The following is a 20,725-nucleotide window of genomic DNA, read 5'->3' as shown; positions in this document are numbered from 1 at the left end:
CGTCGCCGAACGTGAATCACACCATGCGCGAGCAGTACGAGGCGATGCGGCGCCATCTCCAACAGGCCGCCGATCAGTGGGGTTTCGTCCTCTCCCCGGAGCAGGACCGGGCCGTCGAAAGACTCAGCCTGCTCGCCGCCGAACTCGCGGGAACGGGCGGTCTGTTCCGCCGCACCCACCCCTCGCCCCGCAACCTCTACCTGTGGGGTCCGGTCGGACGCGGCAAGAGCTGGCTCGTGGACACCTTCTTCGACGGGCTTCCGGGCGGCCGCAAGCGGCGACTGCACTTCCACGACTTCTTCCGCGCCCTGCACGAGGGCGTGGCGCAGGCGGGCCGCGACCGCGAGGGCGGGCACCGTGCCGTCGACCGTGCCGTCGACGAGCTGGTCGGCGACTGCCGGCTCCTTGTTTTCGACGAGTTCCACGCCCATGACGCGGGTGACGCGATGCTCGTCGCCCGCCTCTTCCGGACGCTCCTCGACCGGCACGTGACCCTCGTGACCACGTCCAACTACCCGCCCGCCGGCCTCATGCCCGACCCGCTGTACCACCACCTCTTCGAGCCCACGATCCAGCGGATCGAGGAGCGGATGGACATCCTCGACGTGTCCGGCCCCACGGACTTCCGGCGTCTTCCGCCGCCGGCCCACGGTTCGCGGAGGTTCGCGGAGGGGGCCTGCCTCACGGACGCGGGCGATGCCCTGCGGGGCGAGCCGGGGGTGGAGGCGCCGCGTCCGGGTGAGGCCGTCCTCGTGCCCGCGCACCACCGCGCGCTGCCCGCCAGAGCGGCCCGCGCCGACCTCGTGTGGTTCGGCTTCGACGTCCTGTGCGAGGGCACCACCGCGGTGCCCGACTACCTGGCGCTCGTCGAGCGCTTCGGCACCCTGGTCCTGGACGGTGTCCCTCCGCTGGCCTCGTGCACTCCGGACGGACGCCGGCGCTTCGCCGACCTCGTAGACGTCTGCTGCGACCGCGATACACGCCTGTTCCTGATCGGGGCCGACCCGCTGGCCGGACTGCCCGAGGACTCCGGTCTCCTGCGCGACCTGGACCGTACGGCGAGCCGACTGGCGATGCTCCGCCGCGCGGACCTCGCGCGGTAGGCCCCGCGCGGTGAGCGCCGGTCGTGTCGCCGGGCCGTCCGGGTGAGCCGTGTCTCACCCGGGCGGTCGCACTTGCCTATGCAACGAGTTGCATAGAAGGATCCGGGTGTGGCGATCGAACACGCGATTCTCGTGTCCCTCCTGGAGAAGCCCGGCTCCGGCTACGAGCTGGCCCGGCGCTTCGAGCGGTCCATCGGGTACTTCTGGACCGCCAGCCATCAGCAGATCTACCGCGTGCTCAAGCGGATGGAGAGCGACGGCTGGGTCGACGTCCGGGACGTGCCGCAGCAGGGCCGTCCGGACAAGAAGGAGTACACCGTCGCGGACCTGGGTCAGGCCGTCCTGTCCAGCTGGATCCACGAACCCATCGAGCCCGAGAGCATCCGGCACGACCTCGCCGTGAAGATCCGGGGCGCCGCCTTCGACGATCCGGCCGCGCTGATCCAGGAGGTCGAGCGGCACCGGCGCGCCCACACCGAGCGCCTCGCCCACTACCTGGCGGGCGAGGAGCGCGACTTCCCACGTGAAGAGGGCGCGACCGCCGACTTCGGCCCGCCCGACGCCGGCCGGGAGCTTCAGCACGTCGTCCTGCGCGGCGGCATCGCGTACGAGCGGATGACGCTCGCCTGGCTCGACGACGTCCTCGCCACCCTCCACCGGCTCGCGGCCGCGCGCTGAGACGCACCCCGCGTCACGACCTCCGCCGCACACGCCCCAGCGCCCTCCCCTCACTCCACCGCACCCCACCGGACCGAAAGACGGAGCCCATGGCCGACTCGCTGCTCTTCAACCCCCACACGTACGACCCGGCGCACTTCGACCCCGAGACCCGGCGGCTGCTCCGTGCCACCGTCGACTGGTTCGAGGCGCGGGGCAAGCGCCGGCTGATCGAGGACTACCGCACGCGGGCCTGGCTGGGCGACTTCCTCGCCTTCTCCGCCAAGGAGGGCCTGTTCGAGACCTTCCTGACGCCGTCCGCCGAAGCCGGGGCCGACGCCTCCGAGGGCGGGCAGGACAAGCGCTGGGACACCGCCCGTATCGCCGCCCTCAACGAGATCCTCGGCTTCTACGGACTCGACTACTGGTACGCGTGGCAGGTCACCATCCTCGGCCTCGGCCCGGTCTGGCAGAGCGACAACGCCGCCGCCCGCGCCCGCGCCGCCGAACTCCTCGCCCAAGGCGAGGTGTTCGCCTTCGGCCTCTCCGAGAAGACCCACGGCGCCGACATCTACTCCACCGACATGCTCCTGGAGCCGCGGGCCGAGGGCGGCTTCCGCGCCACCGGCTCCAAGTACTACATCGGCAACGGCAACGCCGCCGGACTCGTCTCCGTCTTCGGCCGCCGCACCGACGTCGAGGGCCCCGACGGCTACGTCTTCTTCGCCGCCGACAGCCGCCACCCGGCGTACCACCTCGTCAAGAACGTCGTCGACTCCTCGAAGTTCGTCAGCGAGTTCCGGCTGGAGGACTACCCGGTCGCCGCCGAGGACGTCCTGCACACCGGCCGAGCCGCCTTCGACGCCGCCCTCAACACCGTCAACGTCGGCAAGTTCAACCTCTGCACCGCCTCGATCGGCATCTGCGAGCACGCGATGTACGAGGCCGTCACCCACGCGCAGAACCGCATCCTCTACGGCCGTCCCGTCACCGCCTTCCCGCACGTGCGGCGCGAGCTGGCCGACGCGTACGTCCGTCTCGTCGGCATGAAGCTGTTCAGCGACCGCGCCGTCGACTACTTCCGCTCCGCCGGTCCCGACGACCGCCGCTACCTCCTCTTCAACCCGATGACGAAGATGAAGGTGACCACGGAGGGCGAGAAGGTCATCGACCTGATGTGGGACGTCATCGCCGCCAAGGGCTTCGAGAAGGACAACTACTTCGCCCAGGCTGCCGTCGAGATCCGCGGCCTGCCCAAGCTGGAGGGCACGGTCCACGTCAACCTGGCCCTGATCCTGAAGTTCATGCGCAACCACCTCCTCGCGCCGGCCGACTACGAGCCCGTACCGACGCGGCTGGACGCGGCCGACGACACCTTCCTCTTCCGGCAGGGACCGGCCCGCGGTCTGGGCTCCGTCCGCTTCCACGACTGGCGCCCGGCGTACGAGGCGTTCGCCGCGGTGCCGAACGTCGCCCGCTTCCGCGAACAGGCCGACGCCCTCTGCGAGTTCGTCCGCACCGCCGCGCCCGACGAGGCGCAGAGCCGCGACCTCGACCTGCTCCTCGCCGTCGGCCAGCTCTTCGCGCTCGTCGTCCATGGCCAGCTGGTCCTGGAGCAGGCCCGCCTGACGGGGCTCGACGAAAGCGTCCTCGACGAGCTGTTCGCCGTGCTCGTACGGGACTTCTCCGCCCACGCGATCGAGCTGCACGGCAAGGACTCCGCCACCGAGCAGCAGCAGGCCTGGGCCCTGGGAGCCGTCCGTCGCCCGGTCGTCGACGAGGCCCGCTCGGGCCGGGTCTGGGAGCGCGTCGAGGCGCTGTCCGGCACGTACGAGATGGCGCCGTAGGGCCTGGCCGAACGGGACCGGGGCGGGTCCGCCCGCCCCGGCCCCGCCGGGCCGCGCGGGCGGCGGGCCGGGAGGCGAGGCCGGGCCGGCCGAGGACATCCGCGGAGGCCCCGTACGTGCCGCTCCCGCGGGCCGGCCGTCCCCGTGACCGGCCCCGGTAGAGTTGACGTCGGCGAGGGCGGCAGGCTGCGGCCCCGCCGTCGTCATGTCGGGGCCGACGGCGCCCCCGGCGCAGATCCGCACATGCCCCGGACCCCGTCCGCCGCGGGGCGTGCCCACGCGTGACAGGTTCCCCCTCCTTTGTCCTCATCGCCCGCCCGTGCCCCCCTCGCGCGTCTGCGCCCCGACTGGCTGACCGATCCCACGGTCTGGCGCACCGAGGTGCTGGCCGGCCTGGTCGTGGCCCTGGCGCTGATCCCCGAGGCGATCTCCTTCTCGATCATCGCCGGGGTCGATCCCGCCATCGGTCTGTTCGCGTCGTTCACCATGGCCGTGACCATCGCGATCGTCGGCGGACGCCGGGCGATGATCTCCGCCGCGACCGGCGCCGTCGCGCTCGTCATCGCACCGCTCAACCGTGAGCACGGGCTCGGGTACCTGATCGCCGCCGTCATCCTGGCGGGCGTCGTCCAGGTGATCATGGGCGCCCTCGGGGTGGCGAAGCTGATGCGGTTCATCCCGCGCTCGGTGATGGTCGGGTTCGTGAACGCGCTGGCCGTCCTGATCTTCCTCACCCAGTTGACCGAGCTGAGGAACGTCCCCTGGGCCGTCTATCCGCTCCTGGCGGCGGGCCTGCTCCTCCTGGTGTTCCTCCCGAGGATCACCACGGTCGTTCCCGCGCCCCTGGTGTCCATCGTGGCCCTCACCGCCGTGACCGTGGCCGCCGGAATCGCCGTACCCACCGTCGGGGACAAGGGCGAGCTGCCGTCCTCCCTGCCGACGCCCGGCCTGCCGGACGTGCCGTTCACCGTGGACACCCTGGCGACCGTCGCGCCGTACGCCTTCGCCATGGCGCTCGTCGGTCTGATGGAGTCCCTGATGACCGCCAAGCTCGTCGACGACATCACGGACACCCGCTCCGACAAGACCCGCGAGTCCATCGGCCAGGGCATCGCCAACATCGTCACGGGCTTCTTCGGCGGCATGGGCGGCTGCGCCATGATCGGGCAGACGATGATCAACGTGAAGGTGTCGGGCGCCAGGACCCGGCTGTCCACCTTCCTCGCGGGTGTCTTCCTGATGGTGCTCTGCATCGTCTTCGGGCCGGTCGTCTCCGACATCCCCATGGCCGCCCTGGTGGCCGTCATGGTGATGGTGTGCTTCGCGACCTTCGACTGGCACTCGATCGCCCCGGCGACCCTCAGGCGTATGCCCGTCGGGGAGATCGCCGTCATGGTGATCACCGTGGTGTGCGTGGTCGCCACCCACAACCTCGCCGTCGGGGTGGTCGCCGGTTCGGTCACCGCGACGGTGATCTTCGCCAGGCGGGTGGCGCACCACGCCGAGGTGACCGCCGTGACCGATCCCGACGGCACGACCGTGGTCTACCGGGTGACGGGTGCGCTGTTCTTCGCGTCGGCCGATGAACTCGTGGGCCGGTTCGCCTACGCCACGGACCCCGACCGGGTCGTCATCGACCTCTCGGCGGCGCACGTCTGGGACGCCTCGTCGGTCGCCGTCCTCGACGCGATCGAGGCGAAGTACGCGCAGCGCGGGAAGACCGTGGAGATCACCGGCCTGAACGACCCCAGCGCGGCGCTGCACGGCAGGCTGAGCGGCGAACTCACGGGCAGCTGAGGCACCCCGGCCGGACCCCTGACACGACGGACGCGTCAGGTCGACCGTGTCAGGCCGACCGCGTCGATCCCGCGTACGTCACCCATCGCGGTATGTGTCGACGGCGTCGGCCGCCTCCGGGAAACGAGGGTGAAGTGCAGGTCAGAGCCCTGATATATTCGTCTTGTCGCCGCGAGTGATCATCACGCACAGCGACGTACACCTTGTCCGGGTGGCGGAATGGCAGACGCGCTAGCTTGAGGTGCTAGTGCCCTTTATCGGGCGTGGGGGTTCAAGTCCCCCCTCGGACACGACGACTCGTCGTACGAAGTGGTGGTCGGAAGTGATTCCGGCCGCCACTTCGTCGTTTCCGGGTGCGGGGGCCGTGCCGGGTCACATCAGCAGTGAGCCCGGGTCCCTGACCAGTGGCGCCGTGCCCACCGAGTTGCTCACGTTGAAGGTCACGCTGCCCGCGCGGTAGCGGTCCTCGGTCCATTCGATCGGGCGGCCGTCCGGGTTGCTGGTCAGGTGCCGCTGGCGCAGGAGCGGGCTTCCCCGGCGGACCCGGAGCAGCCGGGCGTCGTCGCTGCCGGCGGGGACGGCGTCGATGAGGTGCTCGCCGTAGTGGGCGACGATTCCCGCCTCCTCCGCCATGCTGTCCATGATCGAGGCGCAGTCGACGGGCAGCGCCTCGACCGTGGGGGCGACCCAGCCCGCGTACGCCGTGCGTTCCACCATGACCGGTTCGCCGTCCAGGAGCCGCAGGCGCAGCACGTCCAGGACCCCCGCCCCTTCCGGCAGGACGAGCCGGCGTGCCTCCTCGGGGGTGGCCGTGCGGCGTTCCCGGTGGAGGAACCGGCTGGTCGCCTGGTAGCCCATGGCCCGCGCCCACTGGGCGAAGCTGTGGAGCTCGGCGAAGCTGTGCCGGCGCTCCCTGCGCAGGACGATGCGGCGGGCACCCTGGCGTGAGCCGATGAGTCCTTCGGAGGTGAGCAGTGCGACGGCCTGGCGCACCGTGCCGCGCGACGCGGCCCAGCGGGTGGCGAGGTCGCTCTCGGAGGGAAGGCGGGCGCCTACGGCGTACTCGCCGCTGAGGATCGAGCGGCGGAGCCCCTCCGCGATCTCCACGTAGAGCGCCGTCACGGCATCCCCCTTCTCGCGTGTGGCCGCGTATCGCTGTCTGCCGCCGTACGTCGATGGCGGCGGTGAGCCGATGCCTGTGGCTGTGCGCAGCCGGTCACGGCGTGTGGTGTGCAGGGGTCAGCCTAACCCGATCGGACGGCCTCGCGGCGAGCTTCCCGATGGGCCCGAGTTCACTGCGTTCACCTGGTGTTCACCGCACCCGGCTCTTCCGGGAGGTGCCCGGATCCAGCCATGTTCCGTTCATGTTCCGGACAGGACGTAAGGGCGAACTAAGGGCGGCTTGTACAGACAAGTTCCTTCACTCGCTTCTGGGAGAACTCGTGCGCAGAACCCCCCTCCGCGGTGCCGCCGTGCTGCTCGGCGCCGCCGCCCTGACCACTCTCACCGCCTGTGGCGCCGCACCCGAGGGTGAGGCCGCGGCCAAGGGCGACGGTGCCAAGGCGGCAACCGCGGCGTCGGCCAAGGACTTCGGCGGCATGGACGCCCTCGTCAAGGCGGCCAAGGAGGAAGGCGCCCTCCACGTCATCGCGCTCCCGCCGGACTGGGCCAACTACGGTGAACTGATCAAGACCTTCGAGACCACGTACGGCATCAAGATCGAGAGCGAGAACCCGGACGCCGCGAGCGCCGACGAGATCGCCGCCGTCAAGTCCCGCAAGGGCCAGAAGCGCGCCCCCGACGTCCTCGACCTCGGCATCGCCTTCGCCCGCAGCGGCGCCGAGGAAGGCCTCTTCGCCCCCTACAAGGTCGAGGCCTGGGACAAGATCCCCGCCGCCCAGAAGGACGAGGCCGGCCGCTGGTACAACGACTACGGCGGCTACGTCTCCATCGGCTGCGACGCCAAGCGCATCCCGAACTGCCCGAAGACCTTCGCCGACCTGCTCAAGCCCGAGTACAAGGGCAAGGTCGCCCTCAACGGCAACCCGACCAAGTCCGGCTCCGCCTTCGGCGGCGTGTACGCGGCGGCCCTCGCCGACAAGGGTTCCTTCGCCGACATCCAGCCCGGCATCGACTTCTTCGGCACGCTCAAGAAGAGCGGCAACTTCATCCCCGTCGAGTCCACTCCGGCCACGGTAGAGAAGGGCGAGACGCCCATCAGCATCGACTGGGACTACCTGAACGCCGGCTACGCCGACCAGTTCAAGGACAAGGGCGTCGACTGGCAGGTCGCCGTCCCCACCGACGGCGTCTACGCCCAGTTCTACTCGCAGGCCGTCAACAAGGACGCCCCGCACCCCGCGGCCGCCCGCCTGTGGATGGAGTTCCTCTACAGCGCCGAGGGCCAGAACCTCTGGCTCAAGGGCTACGCCCGCCCCGTGCTGCTCCCGGCCATGACCGCCGACGGCACCGCCGACAAGACCTTCGTCGCCAAGCTGCCCGCCGTCACCGGCACCCCCGCCTTCCCGGCCTCCGCCGAGCTCGACAAGGCCAAGGCCACCCTCGCCGAGAAGTGGGACAAGGCCGTCTCCTGATGTCCTCCGCCTCCTCCACCCCCACCGAGGAGACCGCCGGCGGCCACCGCCGCCGGCGGCGCGGCCCGCGCACCTGGCTCGCCGCCCTCCCCCTCATCGCCTTCACCGGGCTCTGCTTCGGTCTGCCGCTCGGCGCCCTCCTGTACGGCGCCGTGACCCGCACCGACCCGGGCACCGGCGCCACCACCCTGACCGGCGAGCACCTCGGCCGCTCGCTCCAGGGCCCCTACCTGGGCTCCCTCGTCGGCAGCGTCCAGCTCTCCGCCCTCACCGCGCTCATCGCCACGGTCCTCGGCGTCCTCATCGCCCAGGCCGTCGTCACCTCCCGCTCCCAGGCGCTGCGCAACGCCGTGCTGACCGCCTCCGGGGTCCTCGCCAACTTCGGCGGCGTGCCCCTCGCGTTCGCGTTCATCGCGACCCTCGGCATCTCCGGCGTCGTCACCCAGCTCGCCGACCTGGGCGGCCTCGGCTGGAACCTGTACTCCTTCACCGGACTCGCCGTGGTCTACCTGTACTTCCTCATCCCGCTCATGGTCCTGGTGATCCTCCCCGCGCTCGACGGACTGCGCCCCCAGTGGCGCGAGGCCGCGCAGAACGCGGGCGCGAGCGGCCTGCGGTACTGGCGCCACGTCGGCATCCCCGTCCTCGCACCGTCCCTGCTCGGCGGGTTCGTGCTCCTCTTCGGCAGCGCCTTCGCCGCGCACGCCACCGCGGCGGCGCTCGTCGGCGGCTCCGTGCCCCTGGTCACCCTCAAGATCGCGGACGCCCTCTCCGGGAACGTCCTCGTCGGCCAGGAGAACGTCGCCCTCGCCCTCGGCCTCGACATGATCCTCATCGCCGGACTCGTCATGGCCGTCTACCTCCCCCTCCAGCGCAGGAGCGCCCGATGGCTGCGATGACCCCCACCGCCTCGGAGACCGCACCGAAGCCCGGCCCGGACGACGCCGACACGGCCCCGCCGGCCGCCCGCGCGCGGACCCGTCCCCGGCCCCGCGTCTGGCGCGGAGTCGTCCTCGGCCTCGGCGGCGCCTACTTCCTCGTTCCGCTGATCGCCTCGTTCGTCTTCACCGTGCACACGCCCGGCCAGGGCATCTCCTTCGATGCGTACACCGCGCTGCTCGCCGCCGACGGCTTCACCGAGAGCCTGCTGCTCTCCCTCGGCCTGGCGGCCGCGACGATCGTCCTCGCCCTGCTGCTCGCCGTGCCCGCCCTGGTGGCCGTACGGCTCGGGGCACCCCGGCTCCGGCCGGTCGTCGAGATGATGTGCATGCTGCCGCTCGTGGTGCCGCCCATCGCCCTCGTCACCGGCATCAGCACCGTGCTGCGCTGGGGCCCCGACCACCTCTCGCGGACCCCGCTCTACCAGACGTTCCTCGCCGTCCAGAACGAGAGCTTCCCGTTCGTCCTGGTCCTCGCGTACACCGTCATGGCCCTGCCGTTCGTGTACCGGTCCCTCGACGCCGGACTGCGCGCCGTCGACGTCCCCACGCTCGTCGAGGCCGCGCGCAACTGCGGGGCGAGCTGGCCGTACGTGATGTTCCGCGTCATCCTGCCCAACCTGCGCTCCTCGCTCGCGGGCGCGGCCTTCCTCACCCTGGCCCTGGTCCTCGGCGAGTTCACCATCGCCTCGCTGCTCGGCTTCCGGCCCTTCGCGGTGTGGATCGTGTCCATCTCCGGGGCACACGCCCGGATGTCGGTGGCCGTGTCGCTGCTCAGCCTCGTCATCACCTGGGGTCTGCTGCTCGCCCTCTCCCGGGCCGGGACGGCGCCGACCAGCACTCCCGGCGCTCCGCGCTCCGCCCGCAAGGCCCGCAGTCCCCGTACGCCGTACCGCACTTCGCCCAAGGAGTCCTGACCCATGTCCTCGTCCACAGCAACAGCGGAGCGGACCGAGCCGGTCGCGGGCGGCGGGGCGCGCGTCGAGTTCCGGGGCCTGCGCCGCGCCTTCGGCAGCACCACCGCCCTCGACGGACTCGACCTGACCGTCGAACCCGGCGAACTCCTCGCCCTGCTCGGCCCCTCGGGCTGCGGCAAGACCACCGCCCTGCGCGTCCTCGCCGGCTTCGAGCGGCCCGACGCGGGCGAAGTCCTCGTCGACGGGGCCGACATCACCCAGGTTCCGGCCAACCGACGCGACGCGGGCATGGTGTTCCAGTCGTACAGCCTCTTCCCCAACCTCACGGCCGCCGACAACGTCTCCTTCGGTCTGCGCGTACGGAAGGTCAAGCCGGCCGAACGGCGAGCCCGCGCCGCCGAACTCCTCGACCTCGTCGGCCTGCCGCAGCTCGGCGACCGCTACCCGCACCAGATGTCGGGCGGCCAGCAGCAGCGCGTGGCGCTCGCCAGGGCACTCGCCCTGCGGCCCCGCGTCCTGCTCCTCGACGAGCCGCTCTCCGCGCTCGACGCCAAGGTCCGGCTGAGCCTGCGGGAGGAGATCCGCCGCCTCCAGCTCTCCCTCGGCATCACCACGGTCTTCGTCACCCACGACCAGGAGGAGGCGCTGTCCATGGCGGACCGCGTCGCCGTCCTCAACGCCGGTCGGCTGGAGCAGTGCGCCGCCCCGGCCGAGCTCTACCGCCGTCCGGCGACCCCCTTCGTCGCCGAGTTCGTCGGCACCATGAACCGGCTCCCCGGAGCCCTGACCGACTCCGGCGAGGTCGAGGTGGCGGGCACCCGCCTGCCCGTCGACGGCGAGGCCCCGCAGCTCCGCGAGGTCGACGTCCTGGTCCGCCCCGAGAACGTCACCGTGACCGAGGCCGCCGACGGGGAGGCGACCGTCGTCTCCACCTCCTTCCTGGGCTCCGTCACCCGCGTCCACCTCGATCACGCCGGTACGCGCGTCAAGGCGGACCTCGCCTCCCGGGAGGCGACCGGACTCACCCCCGGCGCGCGCGTCACCCTGGGCCTCGCCCGGCACCCCGCGCTCGTCGTGCCGAGGGCTGAGCGGTGACCGAACTCGCCGCCGTCCTCTTCGACATGGACGGGACCCTGGTCGACACCGAGGTCCTCTGGTGGGAGGCCACCGCGGAGATCGCCGCACGGATCGGCCACCGGCTGACGGACGTGGACGCTCCCGAGGTCGTCGGCCGTGCCGTCGAGGACACCGCCGCCCACCTCGTACGCGTGACAGGGACCCCGGACGCGGACGGAGTGGCGACGGCACTCACCGCCGCCTTCCAGGAACGTGTCGACCGGGGCGCGCCGATGCGCCCCGGCGCGGACCGGCTCCTCGCCGAACTCGCCATGGAGGGCGTGCCGTTCGCCCTGGTCAGCGCGTCGCCGCGATCGGTGGTGGACTCGGTGATCGGGGGTGCCCTCGCGCATGTCCCCTTCGCCTTCACCCTCTCGGCCGACGACACCGTACGGACGAAGCCGCACCCCGACCCGTACCGTGCGGCCGCCCGCCGGTTCGGCGTGCCGGACGCGGCGTGCGTCGCCGTCGAGGACTCCCCGGACGGCGCGGCCTCCGCCGACGCGGCGGGCTGCACGGTCCTCGTCGTCCCGTCCATGCTGCCCGTGCCCGCGCGACCGGGCCGGATCTTCGCGGAGAGCCTGGAGGAGGTGTCGGTCGCGGCGCTCCGCGGCTACGTGGCGGCCGGCGGCGCGGGCGGTGACGGCCCGCCGGTGGGGGACGGGTGAGGCGTGCGGGGCGTGCCGGGAAGGAGTCGTGACGCGGGAAGCGGGGCGTGAACGGGGCCGCGGCCCCGGAGCCCATGGCCCGTCTCTCCACGCCCGGCCGCGGGTTGTCGCGGTCGCGGTCTCAGTCGCGCTCCCGCTCGCGCAGGTACACCTCCAGCGCCGCCGCCCCGGCCAGCAGCGCCCGGCCGCGCGCGGACAACCGGCCGTGCCAGTCGCCGAGTGCGGCCTCCAGCGGTCCGAGCCCCCCGGCCGCCCGTACCTGGGCGATCAGCGGGGCGATCTGCTCCAGCAGATGACCACCGCGCCGGAGTTGGTGGACGAGGCGGACGTCCCGTACGTCGGCCTCGTCGTACACGCGGTAGCCGGTCACCGGATCGCGGCGCGGGCGCACCAGCCCGGCGCGCTCCCAGGCGCGCAGCGTCGCGGGCCGGACGCCGAGCGCCTCCGCGAGGGGGCCGATGAACATGTCGACGGACTTCGATGCCGCGGCGGGGCCGTTCGCGGTGGGTCCGGCGGTCGGTTCCAGCTCGCGGAGGGCGTTCTCCACGGCCCGCAGGGTCCGGCGGTCGTCGAGGAGCAGGGCGTGGCTCTCGTCGATGAGACGGAACGCCTCCTCCGCCGCGCCTTCGTTCACCGCCCGCATGATCGCCGTCGCCGTCCGATGGCCGTGGCCGGGCAGCAGGGCGAGGAAGGCACGGAGCGCACCCGCGTGCAGCGCGGTGTAGCCGCGGTATCCGGAGGGGGTGCGGGCGGCGGGAGGCAGGGCGCCGGCCTCCTCGTAGTTCCGGATCGCCTGGGTGGACAGACCGTGCTCGCGCGCCAGGTCGACCGGCCTGAGCCGACCGGTGCTTTGAAGGTTCTGTTCCATGACCCCAGTGATTCCCGCCGTTGTCGAGCAAAAGTCTCCACCGCATGTTCAACGATACCGTTGAAGGCATGGCTACCGACATCAAGGACGTCATCCACACCGTCGACGCCGCCGCTGTCATGGGGCTGCTCCGGGGCAGGCCACGGCTGCTCGCCCTGGGGGAGCCCACGCACGACGACGGCGTGCTGCTCGACGTACGCAACGAACTCTTCCGGCAGCTCGTCGAGCAGGAGGGCTACCGGACGATCACCGTCGAGAGCGACTGCCTGCGGGGTCTGCTCGTGGACGACTACGTCACCACGGGCACCGGCACCCTCGACGAGGTCATGGAGCGGGGATTCAGCCACGGCTGGGGCGCGTACGACGGCAACCGCGCGCTCGTGCGCTGGATGCGCGCCTTCAACGACGGCCGCCCGGAGGCGGACCTGCTCCGCTTCGCGGGCTTCGACGGCCCTCTGGAGATCACCGGGGCCGAGAGTCCCCGGGAAGCCCTCACCGCGCTCCACGGCTTCCTCTCCACCCGCCTGGACACGGACCTGATCGATGCCACCTGCGCCATGGAGACGCTCGACCGCCTGCTCGGCCCCGACGACCGCTGGACGCATCCCGCCGTGATGACGGACCCCGGTCAGTCCGTGGGTCAGTCGGCCGATGCCACGGAACTCCGCCTGCTCGCCGACGACCTGGTGGCGCTGCTCGACGCGCACGGGCCACACCTGATGGCGACGAGCTCGCGGGACGACTGGGACCGGGCACGCCTGTACGGCCGTACGGCCACCGGCCTCCTCCGCTACCACTACTGGCTGGCCGACACCTCGCCGGACCGCATCACGCGGCTGGTGAGCCTGCGGGACCGGATGATGGCCGACAACCTCCTGGCAGTCGCCGGTGTCGACGCCGACGCCGTCGGTTCCGCGGGCGCGGCCGACCGGGCCCCGGTGCTCGTCCACGCCCACAACGGCCATCTCCAGCGGAGCAGGAGCTCGATGCGGATGGGCGGCAGGCCGGTCGAGTGGTGGAGCGCGGGCGCGATCGTGAGCACCCGACTGGGCCAGGAGTACGCCTTCTTCGCGACGGCCCTGGGCACGCTCCGGCATCAGGGCGTGGACACCCCGCCACAGAACACCGTCGAAGGACTCCTGTACGCGGGCCCGGAGGAGTGCGCGGTCGTCGACGCCCGCGGCCTGGCCGCCACCCTGGGCGACGCCCTGCCCACCGCGCCGCGAGTGTCCCCCTGGTTCGGCTACGCGCCGCTCGACCCGGCGCAGCTGACCGGCATCGAAGGCGTCGTGTTCGTGAAGGACGCCTAGACGGCCCGGCACGCATCCCCCGCGGCGCGCGGCGCCGGACGGTCCGATCGGCGTTTAATCGGTGGTGTGCGGCGGGCCGCCCCGCCTAGGCTGGTCCCGCGACCGCGCCTCCGATGCGCTCGGCTGCGGCTACTTCTTCCGAAATCCAAGTGACGCCGCCGCCACCTCTGATCCCGGTGGGCGTGGTCGCCTCGGCCCCTGTGCACCCTTCCCTGGGCCGTCCGTTCCTTTCCTCTGGATCCGGGGGGATTCACTGCCTCGCTACACCCGACGCGTCTCGAAGGTCTGGTCCGAGATGCTCGTGGCCCCGCACGTCTCGGCGGCCGCCCGCACGATGCCTCAGCCGCCGCGGGTCCACCTCGCGCCCGCCCCGTACCCGTTCCCCACGTACGAGGGCGGACCGGCCTTCGTCCGGGAACCCCGTGACGAGCTCTTCCTGCTGGCCGTCGGCAACCTCGTCGCGCAGCGGACCTTCTACGAGAGCGGCACGGAGCGCGACGAACGGTACGTCCGGCTCGTCGGCCGGCTCGCCGTCGACGACCCCGCGTGGACGGCCGGCCTGCTGCGCTGGCTGCGCGGCGAGGGCAACATGCGTACGGCATCCCTGGTCGGCGCCGCCGCGTACGTACGGGCCCGGCTCGACGCGGGTGCGTCCGACGGCCCGTCCAACCGCTCCGTGATCGACGCGGTGCTCCAGCGGGCCGACGAGCCCGGCGAGTTGCTCGCCCACTGGACCTCGGCGTACGGGCGGAACGTGCCGCAGCCCGTGAAGAGGGGCATCGCCGACGCCGTACGCAGGCTGTACTCGTCGCGGTCGCTGCTGAAGTACGACACCGCGTCCCACGCGTTCCGCTTCGGAGACGTGCTCAACCTGGTGCACGCTTCGCCCGACCCGGAGAAGCCGTGGCAGGGTGCGCTCTTCCGGTACGCCCTGGACCGCCGGCACCACCCGGAGACGGCGCTGCCCCCGGCCTCCGACACCCTCCTGACGGCACACCGGACCCTCATGGAACTGCCCTTGGAGGAGCGGCGGGCCCTGGTGACCGGGCCGGACGGCAGCGAGCGCCTGTCCGCGGCCGGCATGACGTGGGAGGCCCTGGCGGGCTGGCTCCACGGGCCGCTGGACGCCGCGGTGTGGGAGGCGGTGATCCCCGAGATGGGCCCGATGGCCCTGCTGCGGAACCTGCGGAACCTCGACGCCGCGAAGATCTCGGCCGAGGCCGCGGCCCGGGTCGCCGCCCGGATCGCGGACGCCGACGAGGTCGCCAGGTCGCGGCAGTTCCCCCTGCGCTACCTGGCCGCGCGCAGACACGCGCCGAAGCGGCGCTGGGCGGCGGCGCTGGAGACGGCACTCGGCCACTCGCTGTCCAACGTGCCGGCGCTGCCCGGCCGGACCCTGGTCCTCGTGGACCGGTCGGACTCCATGTTCTGGGACACGCTCTCGGAACGATCCAAGCTGACCCGCGCGGACGCGGCGGCCGTCTTCGGCAGCGCGCTGGCCCTGCGGGCCGAAGCGGCGGACCTGGTGGAGTTCGGCTGGTCCACCAAGGAGGTCCCGTTCACACACGGCGAAGCGGTGCTGGACGTACGGGAACGCTTCCACCGCCTCGGCGGCACCCACACCACGAAGGCCCTGCGGGACCGTTACCGGGACCACGACCGCGTGGTGATCGTCACCGACGAACAGGCCGCCCCCCATCACCCCGGAGGACCGGCCGAACCGGTCCCGCCGGAGATCCCCGTCTACACCTGGAACCTGGCGGGCTACCACCCCGCCCACGCCCCCGTGGGCCCCCACCGCCACACCTTCGGCGGCCTGACGGACGCCGCCTTCCGCATGATCCCCCTCATCGAATCGGGCCGACAGGCGCACTGGCCCTGGACGGACGACGCCACATCGGGCACCACCACAGCCGACTGACCCCCACCGATCGCGGCGGGTGGCCTTCACCGTTCGCGGCGGGTGACCCGTTCGCGGCGGGCGCCCGCCGCGGGACACGGGCTACGGCGCCCGGTCAGCCTTCGGTCGTGGCCAGGAACTGGGTGGCCGCGAGCTCGGCGTACAGCGGGTCGGCGGCGACGAGTTCGCGGTGGGTGCCGACCGCGCGGACCCGGCCCGCGTCCATGACCACGATGCGGTCCGCCATGGTGACCGTGGACAGCCGGTGGGCGACCACCATCACGGTCGTCGTACGGGAGACGTCGGCCACGGTGTCGCGCAGGGCGGCCTCGTTGACGGCGTCGAGCTGGCTCGTGGCCTCGTCGAGGAGGAGCAGACGCGGGCGGCGCAGCAGCGCGCGGGCGATCGCGACGCGCTGGCGCTCACCGCCGGAGAGCTTGGTGCCGCGGTGGCCCACGAGGGTCTCCAGGCCCTTGGGGAGCCGCTCGACCAGACCGTCCAGCCGGGTGGTGCCCAGCACCCGCAGCAGGTCCTCCTCCGCGGCTTCGGGGTTCCCGAGCAGCAGGTTGTCGCGGAGGGTGCCGGAGAGCACCGGCGCGTCCTGCTCGACGTAACCGATCGCGGAACGCAGCCGCGGAATCTCCCACGCGTCCAGATCGCGGCCGTCGAACGTGATTCGTCCGGCGCCCGGATCGTAGAACCGCTCGATCAGCGAGAACACCGTCGTCTTGCCCGCCCCGGACGGGCCGACGAAGGCCGTCATCCCGCGCGGCGGTACGGAGAAGGTCACGCCGTGGTGGATGTACGGCAGATCGTCCGCGTACCGGAACCGGACGTCCTCGAATGCCAGGGCGGCGGGCTCGGCTCCCGGCGCGGGCAGCGGCGCGGGCGGCGCCGGAGGCTCGGCGGGCAGCCGCAGCGCCTCACGGATCCGGGCGAGAGCGGCGGCCCCGGCCTGGTACTGGGTGACGGCGCCGACGACCTGCTGGATCGGCGACATCAGATAGAAGACGTACAGCAGGAACGCGACGAGGGTGCCGACGTCGATCGCGTCCGTCGCGACCCGTGCGCCGCCGACCGCGAGCACGGTGATGAAGGCGATCTGCATGGACAGGCCGGCCGTGTTCCCGGCCAGCGCCGACCACTTGGCGGCCCGTACGCTCTGCCGCCAGGACTCCTCGGCCGCCGCGTGCACGACCTGCTCCTCGCGGTGCTCGGCCCCGGACGCCTTGACGGTGCGCAGGGCGCCGAGGATGCGTTCCAGTGACGCGCCCATCGCCCCGACGGCGTCCTGCGCCCTGCGGCTGGCCCTGCTGATACGGGGCACGATGACGCCGATCACGGTTCCCGCGCCCAGCACCACGCCGAGCGTGACGGCCAGCAGGACCGGGTCGACCAGGCCCATCATCACCAGGGTCGCGACGAGGGTGAGCCCGCCCGTGCCGAGTCCCACCAGCGAGTCGGTGGTGACCTCGCGCAGCAGGGTCGTGTCGGAGGTGACGCGGGCCATCAGGTCGCCGGGCTCGCTGCGGTCCACGGCGGCGATGCGCAGCCTCAGCAGATACGAGGTGAGCGTGCGCCGCGCGCCGAGGACGACCGACTCGGCGGTGCGCCGCAGGACGTACCCGCCGAGGGCTCCGATCCCCGCGTTGGCGACGACCAGCGCCGACATCAGCAGCAGGGCGCCGGTGATCGGACGGTCGTCGGAGAGCGCGTCGATGAGGTACTTGGCCACCAGCGGCAGCGCGAGCCCGGTGGCTCCGGTGACCAGCGACAGCACGGCCCCGCCGAACAGCGTCCAGCGGTGCGGCCGGATGTAGCCGAGCAGCATGCGCCAGGCCGGGACGACGGGTTCGGTGGGTTCACCGTCGATGGCGAGGTCCTGCGGGGCCGGTGCGTCGGGTGGGGCGGACTCTGCGGTGGTGGCCACGCGTGCTCCTCGTCGTGCTGTGTCGGGTGGGCCCGGGTCCGCCTGGGCGGGGAGGCGGCCTCAATCTACGTCCGGGCCGGGGCCGGGCGCCGACTCGGGTCGAGGGTGCCTCCCCACCTGGACGGAGACGTACTCCCCCCACACGGAGACGTGCTCCACCGATGCGGCGACGCACTCCCTTCACGCGGAGACGCACTCCACTCACGCGGAGACGTCCCCCCGGCGGGAAGGGGAGTCGTCGGCGGTCACCACCAGTACGCGGGATACCTCGGTGAGCCGCGACGGATCCGGGAGCCGGCGTACCCGGTCAGGACGAGGAGGACCGTGGAGCCGAAGAGGAGGGGGACGAACCGGACGGCCTCGGGGGTCTGGAGCACGATGACCACCGCGGTGGCGCAGGCGGCCGCGTGCGGTGTCCGCGCGAGCGTGGTCAGCGCCAGGGTGAGACCCGCGGCGACGGCCGCCGCCCACGCGCTGCTGCCCGCGGCGGCGAGGGCTGCGTACCCCACGGCGGCGCCGAGCAGATGGCCGACGACGACGCTCCGGGGCTGGGCCAGGGGCAGCGTGGGCGCGGCGTGCACGAGAGCGGCGCTGGCGGCCAGCGGGGGTATCAGCACCGGTTCGTGGAGGACCGCGCCGATCGCGACCAGCGCGAGGAGAACGGCTGTCGCCGCGCTCACGCTGTGGAACGCGGCGACCGGCGCCGGCCTGGCCGGAGCCCGGCCGCTGAACCGCGGCGGGCGGGGGCGTTCGAGGGTGGCGTGGGCGGGGTCGGGACGCGAAGGGGCGTCGGTAGTCATGTGCGCTGTTTCCGTGGCAGGCGGCCGAGGGCCGTATGGGGCAGAAGCGGTCGGGACGTCGTCGTATCGGGCTCTGTGATCGACAGCCGGCCCGGCCCCGCGCAGCGCCCTGGTGCGGCGGCGCGACCGTATACGACTCTAACCTGCGGGTTCGCGGAGTCTGCCGCAGGGGTGGACAGCCGCCGCACGGAGACGGCCCATGACAGGCCCTAGCCGACCAGACGGCGACGCCAGTCCAGGGGGGTGATCGTGATGGCTCGGCCGGGGGTCCGGTCCCACTCGGTGGGGAGGCCCGCGGTTTCGAGGGCGGCCACGACCTCGTGGCCGATGGCCGTCGTCGTCTCGGGCGCGCCGTCGAAGCCGCCGTACAGGAGCATCAGTCCCTGGCCCGCCGCGGCGGAGTCGGTGCACTGCGTGTGGAAGTAGACGAAGCCGCGGGCGTCGGGCTCGCTCTCGCCGCCGATCTCCGACTCGCCACAGGTGCGGCAGCAGGCGAAGTTCTCGCGGGCCGTGATGCCGACCCCCCGCAGGGCCTCGAACGCGCGGGTCAGTCGTTCGGGGTCCGTCTCGCCGTCCCAGCTCGACTGCTCGGCGACCCGCTCCAGCCACATCCGGTCGACCAGCGCCCCGGCCTGCTCGCGCGAGACGGGGCGGCGGCCCTCGGAGACCAGGTACTCCTCCGCGATCTCGGTCAGTTCGGCACGGGCCGCGTAGCCGCCCGCCAGCACCTCCCGGACACGCTGCTCCAACAGCTCGCGGTCCTCCTCATCGAGGTCGAGGGGCGGCACCTCGCGGGCCGGTCCCATGTCCAGCGGCGACCAGTCCAGCCCCGCCCCCCAGCCGCCCTCCTCGCGGGCCCAGCCGGTCAGCGCCGCGATCACTGCCTCAGGGCCGGCGGCCATCACCTGGAAGTGGCGGGTGGCAGCACCGTCCCGGTGCTCCAGCGTGTAGTCCCCACCCGTCGTGTGCCAGACCTGGGCGAAGACGTCGGGCAGGTCCGGAATGCGCTGGACCACCAGGAACCGGTCCCCTTCGTCGCCGATGCGCCGGACGAGCCCGGCCAGCTCCTCGGCGGACACGCGGACGTGCCGCTCCCATTTCTCCGTCTTCACCACGATCTCGAGCATGCGCAGACTCTCGCACACGCGTCCGACAGTCGGTCTACGGGCCTTGAGGCTCCTGGCTTCGGGGCTCCGTGCCGTGAGGCCCCGGGCACTGAGCCTTCGCGCCCTGCGGTTGCGCGCCCTGAGGATTCCGCACCGTCCCGCGCCAGCGCGCCTCCCGCAGCGTCAGGACGTACGTCGCCGTCAGCGCCACCGCGCGGTCCTCGTCGTGCGACAGAGTCTCCAGGGCGCGTGACGCCTTGTCTCCCGGGATGTCCGCCAGCGCCTGCGTCAGCCGGCGCCGCGCCGAAGGGTCGCCCGCGGCCCGCGGGAGGCGGGCGACGAGGCCGGTGGCGATCCGGTCCGCCCACTCGGGGCGACCCGCCAGCGCGGTGAGCACGTCCGCCGCGTCGACCTCGTTCGTCTCCTCCGCGACCATGTCGACGAGCGTCGGGATCGCCTCGGGCGTTCCGCGCGCCCCCAGCGCGAGCGCCGCGTGCCTGCGAACCGTTCCGTCGGAGTGCGCGAGCGCCTCGCGCAGGAGCGCGGTCGCCTCGTCGCCCGTGATCTCGGCGACGGCCTGCACGGCACGTTCCCGTACCCCGGCCGCCGGTGAGCCCAGGCCCTCCGCGAGCAGGGCGATCGAGCCGTCGTCCCCCGACCGTGCCAGGGCCCAGCGCAGGGCTCCGGCGACGTGCGGGTCCGTCTCGCCCAGGGCCGCCTCGACCAGTGCCTCCACCGGCACGGGGACCTCCTCGACCGAGGACAGCGCCGCGAGCTGCCGCCTGCCCGCGCTCTCCGAGCCCAGGGCGTGCAGGAGCGCGACGATCTGGAGGACCTCCTCCCACCCCGCGGGTTCCGCGGCACCGATCCGACGGAGCCGGGTGAGCAGCGCGGTCTCGGCCGCGATGCGTTCGCGCGTCCCGCGGATGAGGTCCTCGACGAGCGCCGTCGGGGCGAAGCCCGGATCGTCCAGCGCGCTCGCCACCTCACGCAGGGAAAGCCCCAGCGACCGCAGGCTCTCGATGTGGAAGATCCGCCGGATGTCCTCGCCGGAGTACTCCCGGTAGCCGGACCCGGTACGGCCCGTCGGCCGCACCAGGCCCAGTGACTCGTAGTGCCGGAGCATGCGGGCGCTGACCCCGGACCGCCGGGCCACCTCACCGATCAGCATGCG

17 protein-coding genes and 1 tRNA gene are annotated in these 20,725 nt (G+C 72.6%); 12 read left to right on the top strand and 6 right to left on the bottom strand.

Annotated features, from left to right (window positions below; all coding sequences use genetic code 11):
- Window positions 1–11 precede the first annotated feature (11 nt).
- From zapE to OG392_RS04325, 5 genes are all read left to right on the top strand, one after another.
- Entirely contained in the window at window positions 12–1,103 is a 1,092-nt protein-coding gene (zapE, locus tag OG392_RS04345) for a cell division protein ZapE (RefSeq protein ID WP_329275767.1), read from the top strand.
- A 108-nt stretch (window positions 1,104–1,211) separates the two neighbouring features.
- On the top strand, window positions 1,212–1,781 hold the full coding sequence (locus tag OG392_RS04340; protein ID WP_329275764.1) for a PadR family transcriptional regulator: 570 nt from the start codon (window positions 1,212–1,214) through the stop codon (window positions 1,779–1,781).
- An 89-nt stretch (window positions 1,782–1,870) separates the two neighbouring features.
- Window positions 1,871–3,607 carry an acyl-CoA dehydrogenase family protein gene (locus OG392_RS04335; protein WP_329275761.1) on the top strand — a complete coding sequence of 579 codons (1,737 nt, stop codon included), beginning with the start codon at window positions 1,871–1,873 and terminating at the stop codon, window positions 3,605–3,607.
- A 300-nt stretch (window positions 3,608–3,907) separates the two neighbouring features.
- Window positions 3,908–5,404 (top strand): SulP family inorganic anion transporter, encoded by a 1,497-nt coding sequence (locus tag OG392_RS04330; RefSeq protein WP_329275758.1) that lies wholly within the window; start codon window positions 3,908–3,910, stop codon window positions 5,402–5,404.
- 205 nt (window positions 5,405–5,609) lie between these two features.
- Window positions 5,610–5,694, top strand: a tRNA-Leu gene (locus OG392_RS04325).
- A gap of 82 nt (window positions 5,695–5,776) precedes the next feature.
- Here the strand turns inward: OG392_RS04325 and OG392_RS04320 are convergent.
- A complete protein-coding gene (locus tag OG392_RS04320) occupies window positions 5,777–6,526 on the bottom strand; it encodes a GntR family transcriptional regulator (protein WP_329275755.1) in 750 nt (249 codons plus the stop codon).
- A 353-nt stretch (window positions 6,527–6,879) separates the two neighbouring features.
- Here OG392_RS04320 and OG392_RS04315 point away from each other — a divergent pair, with 353 nt between their 5' ends.
- Genes OG392_RS04315 through OG392_RS04295 form a run of 5 tightly spaced genes read left to right on the top strand, consistent with a single transcriptional unit; the run spans window position 6,880 to window position 11,637 of the window.
- Window positions 6,880–7,998, top strand: coding sequence for an ABC transporter substrate-binding protein (locus OG392_RS04315; protein WP_443055058.1), 1,119 nt, complete (start codon window positions 6,880–6,882; stop codon window positions 7,996–7,998).
- Window positions 7,998–8,897, top strand: a complete 900-nt coding sequence (locus OG392_RS04310) for an ABC transporter permease (protein WP_329275751.1) — start codon at window positions 7,998–8,000, stop codon at window positions 8,895–8,897. Before OG392_RS04315 ends, OG392_RS04310 begins: the two co-directional genes overlap by 1 nt.
- Complete coding sequence (locus tag OG392_RS04305; protein ID WP_329275748.1) at window positions 8,885–9,853, top strand: ABC transporter permease; 969 nt, start codon at window positions 8,885–8,887, stop codon at window positions 9,851–9,853. The genes OG392_RS04310 and OG392_RS04305 overlap by 13 nt, the downstream gene beginning before the upstream one ends.
- Before the next feature lie 3 nt (window positions 9,854–9,856).
- Window positions 9,857–10,948, top strand: coding sequence for an ABC transporter ATP-binding protein (locus OG392_RS04300; RefSeq protein ID WP_329275746.1), 1,092 nt, complete (start codon window positions 9,857–9,859; stop codon window positions 10,946–10,948).
- On the top strand, window positions 10,945–11,637 hold the full coding sequence (locus tag OG392_RS04295) for an HAD family hydrolase (protein ID WP_329275744.1): 693 nt from the start codon (window positions 10,945–10,947) through the stop codon (window positions 11,635–11,637). The genes OG392_RS04300 and OG392_RS04295 overlap by 4 nt, the downstream gene beginning before the upstream one ends.
- A gap of 121 nt (window positions 11,638–11,758) precedes the next feature.
- Here the strand turns inward: OG392_RS04295 and OG392_RS04290 are convergent, their stop codons facing one another.
- Window positions 11,759–12,505, bottom strand: a complete 747-nt coding sequence (locus tag OG392_RS04290; protein WP_329275742.1) for a MerR family transcriptional regulator — start codon at window positions 12,503–12,505, stop codon at window positions 11,759–11,761.
- A gap of 68 nt (window positions 12,506–12,573) precedes the next feature.
- On the opposite strand from OG392_RS04290, the gene OG392_RS04285 reads away from it, so the two are divergent.
- Window positions 12,574–13,815 carry an erythromycin esterase family protein gene (locus OG392_RS04285; RefSeq protein ID WP_329275739.1) on the top strand — a complete coding sequence of 414 codons (1,242 nt, stop codon included), beginning with the start codon at window positions 12,574–12,576 and terminating at the stop codon, window positions 13,813–13,815.
- A gap of 295 nt (window positions 13,816–14,110) precedes the next feature.
- Window positions 14,111–15,736 (top strand): TROVE domain-containing protein, encoded by a 1,626-nt coding sequence (locus OG392_RS04280; protein WP_443054672.1) that lies wholly within the window; start codon window positions 14,111–14,113, stop codon window positions 15,734–15,736.
- A 94-nt stretch (window positions 15,737–15,830) separates the two neighbouring features.
- Here OG392_RS04280 and OG392_RS04275 read toward each other — a convergent pair whose 3' ends face one another.
- The 4 genes from OG392_RS04275 to OG392_RS04260 form a co-directional block, all read right to left on the bottom strand.
- Entirely contained in the window at window positions 15,831–17,546 is a 1,716-nt protein-coding gene (locus tag OG392_RS04275; RefSeq protein WP_329287055.1) for an ABC transporter ATP-binding protein, read from the bottom strand.
- Between the two features lie 344 nt (window positions 17,547–17,890).
- Window positions 17,891–18,445, bottom strand: a complete 555-nt coding sequence (locus OG392_RS04270) for an HPP family protein (protein WP_329275737.1) — start codon at window positions 18,443–18,445, stop codon at window positions 17,891–17,893.
- A 209-nt stretch (window positions 18,446–18,654) separates the two neighbouring features.
- Window positions 18,655–19,572 (bottom strand): DUF6891 domain-containing protein, encoded by a 918-nt coding sequence (locus OG392_RS04265; RefSeq protein WP_329275734.1) that lies wholly within the window; start codon window positions 19,570–19,572, stop codon window positions 18,655–18,657.
- 34 nt (window positions 19,573–19,606) lie between these two features.
- Window positions 19,607–20,722, bottom strand: a complete 1,116-nt coding sequence (locus tag OG392_RS04260) for a HEAT repeat domain-containing protein (protein ID WP_329275732.1) — start codon at window positions 20,720–20,722, stop codon at window positions 19,607–19,609.
- Window positions 20,723–20,725 lie beyond the last annotated feature (3 nt).

Origin of the sequence: Streptomyces sp. NBC_00691 (genome assembly GCF_036226665.1) — a bacterium.
GTDB lineage: Bacteria > Actinomycetota > Actinomycetes > Streptomycetales > Streptomycetaceae > Streptomyces.
Note: the sequence above shows the minus strand (reverse complement) of the source record. Positions and strands in the feature narration are given on the sequence as shown.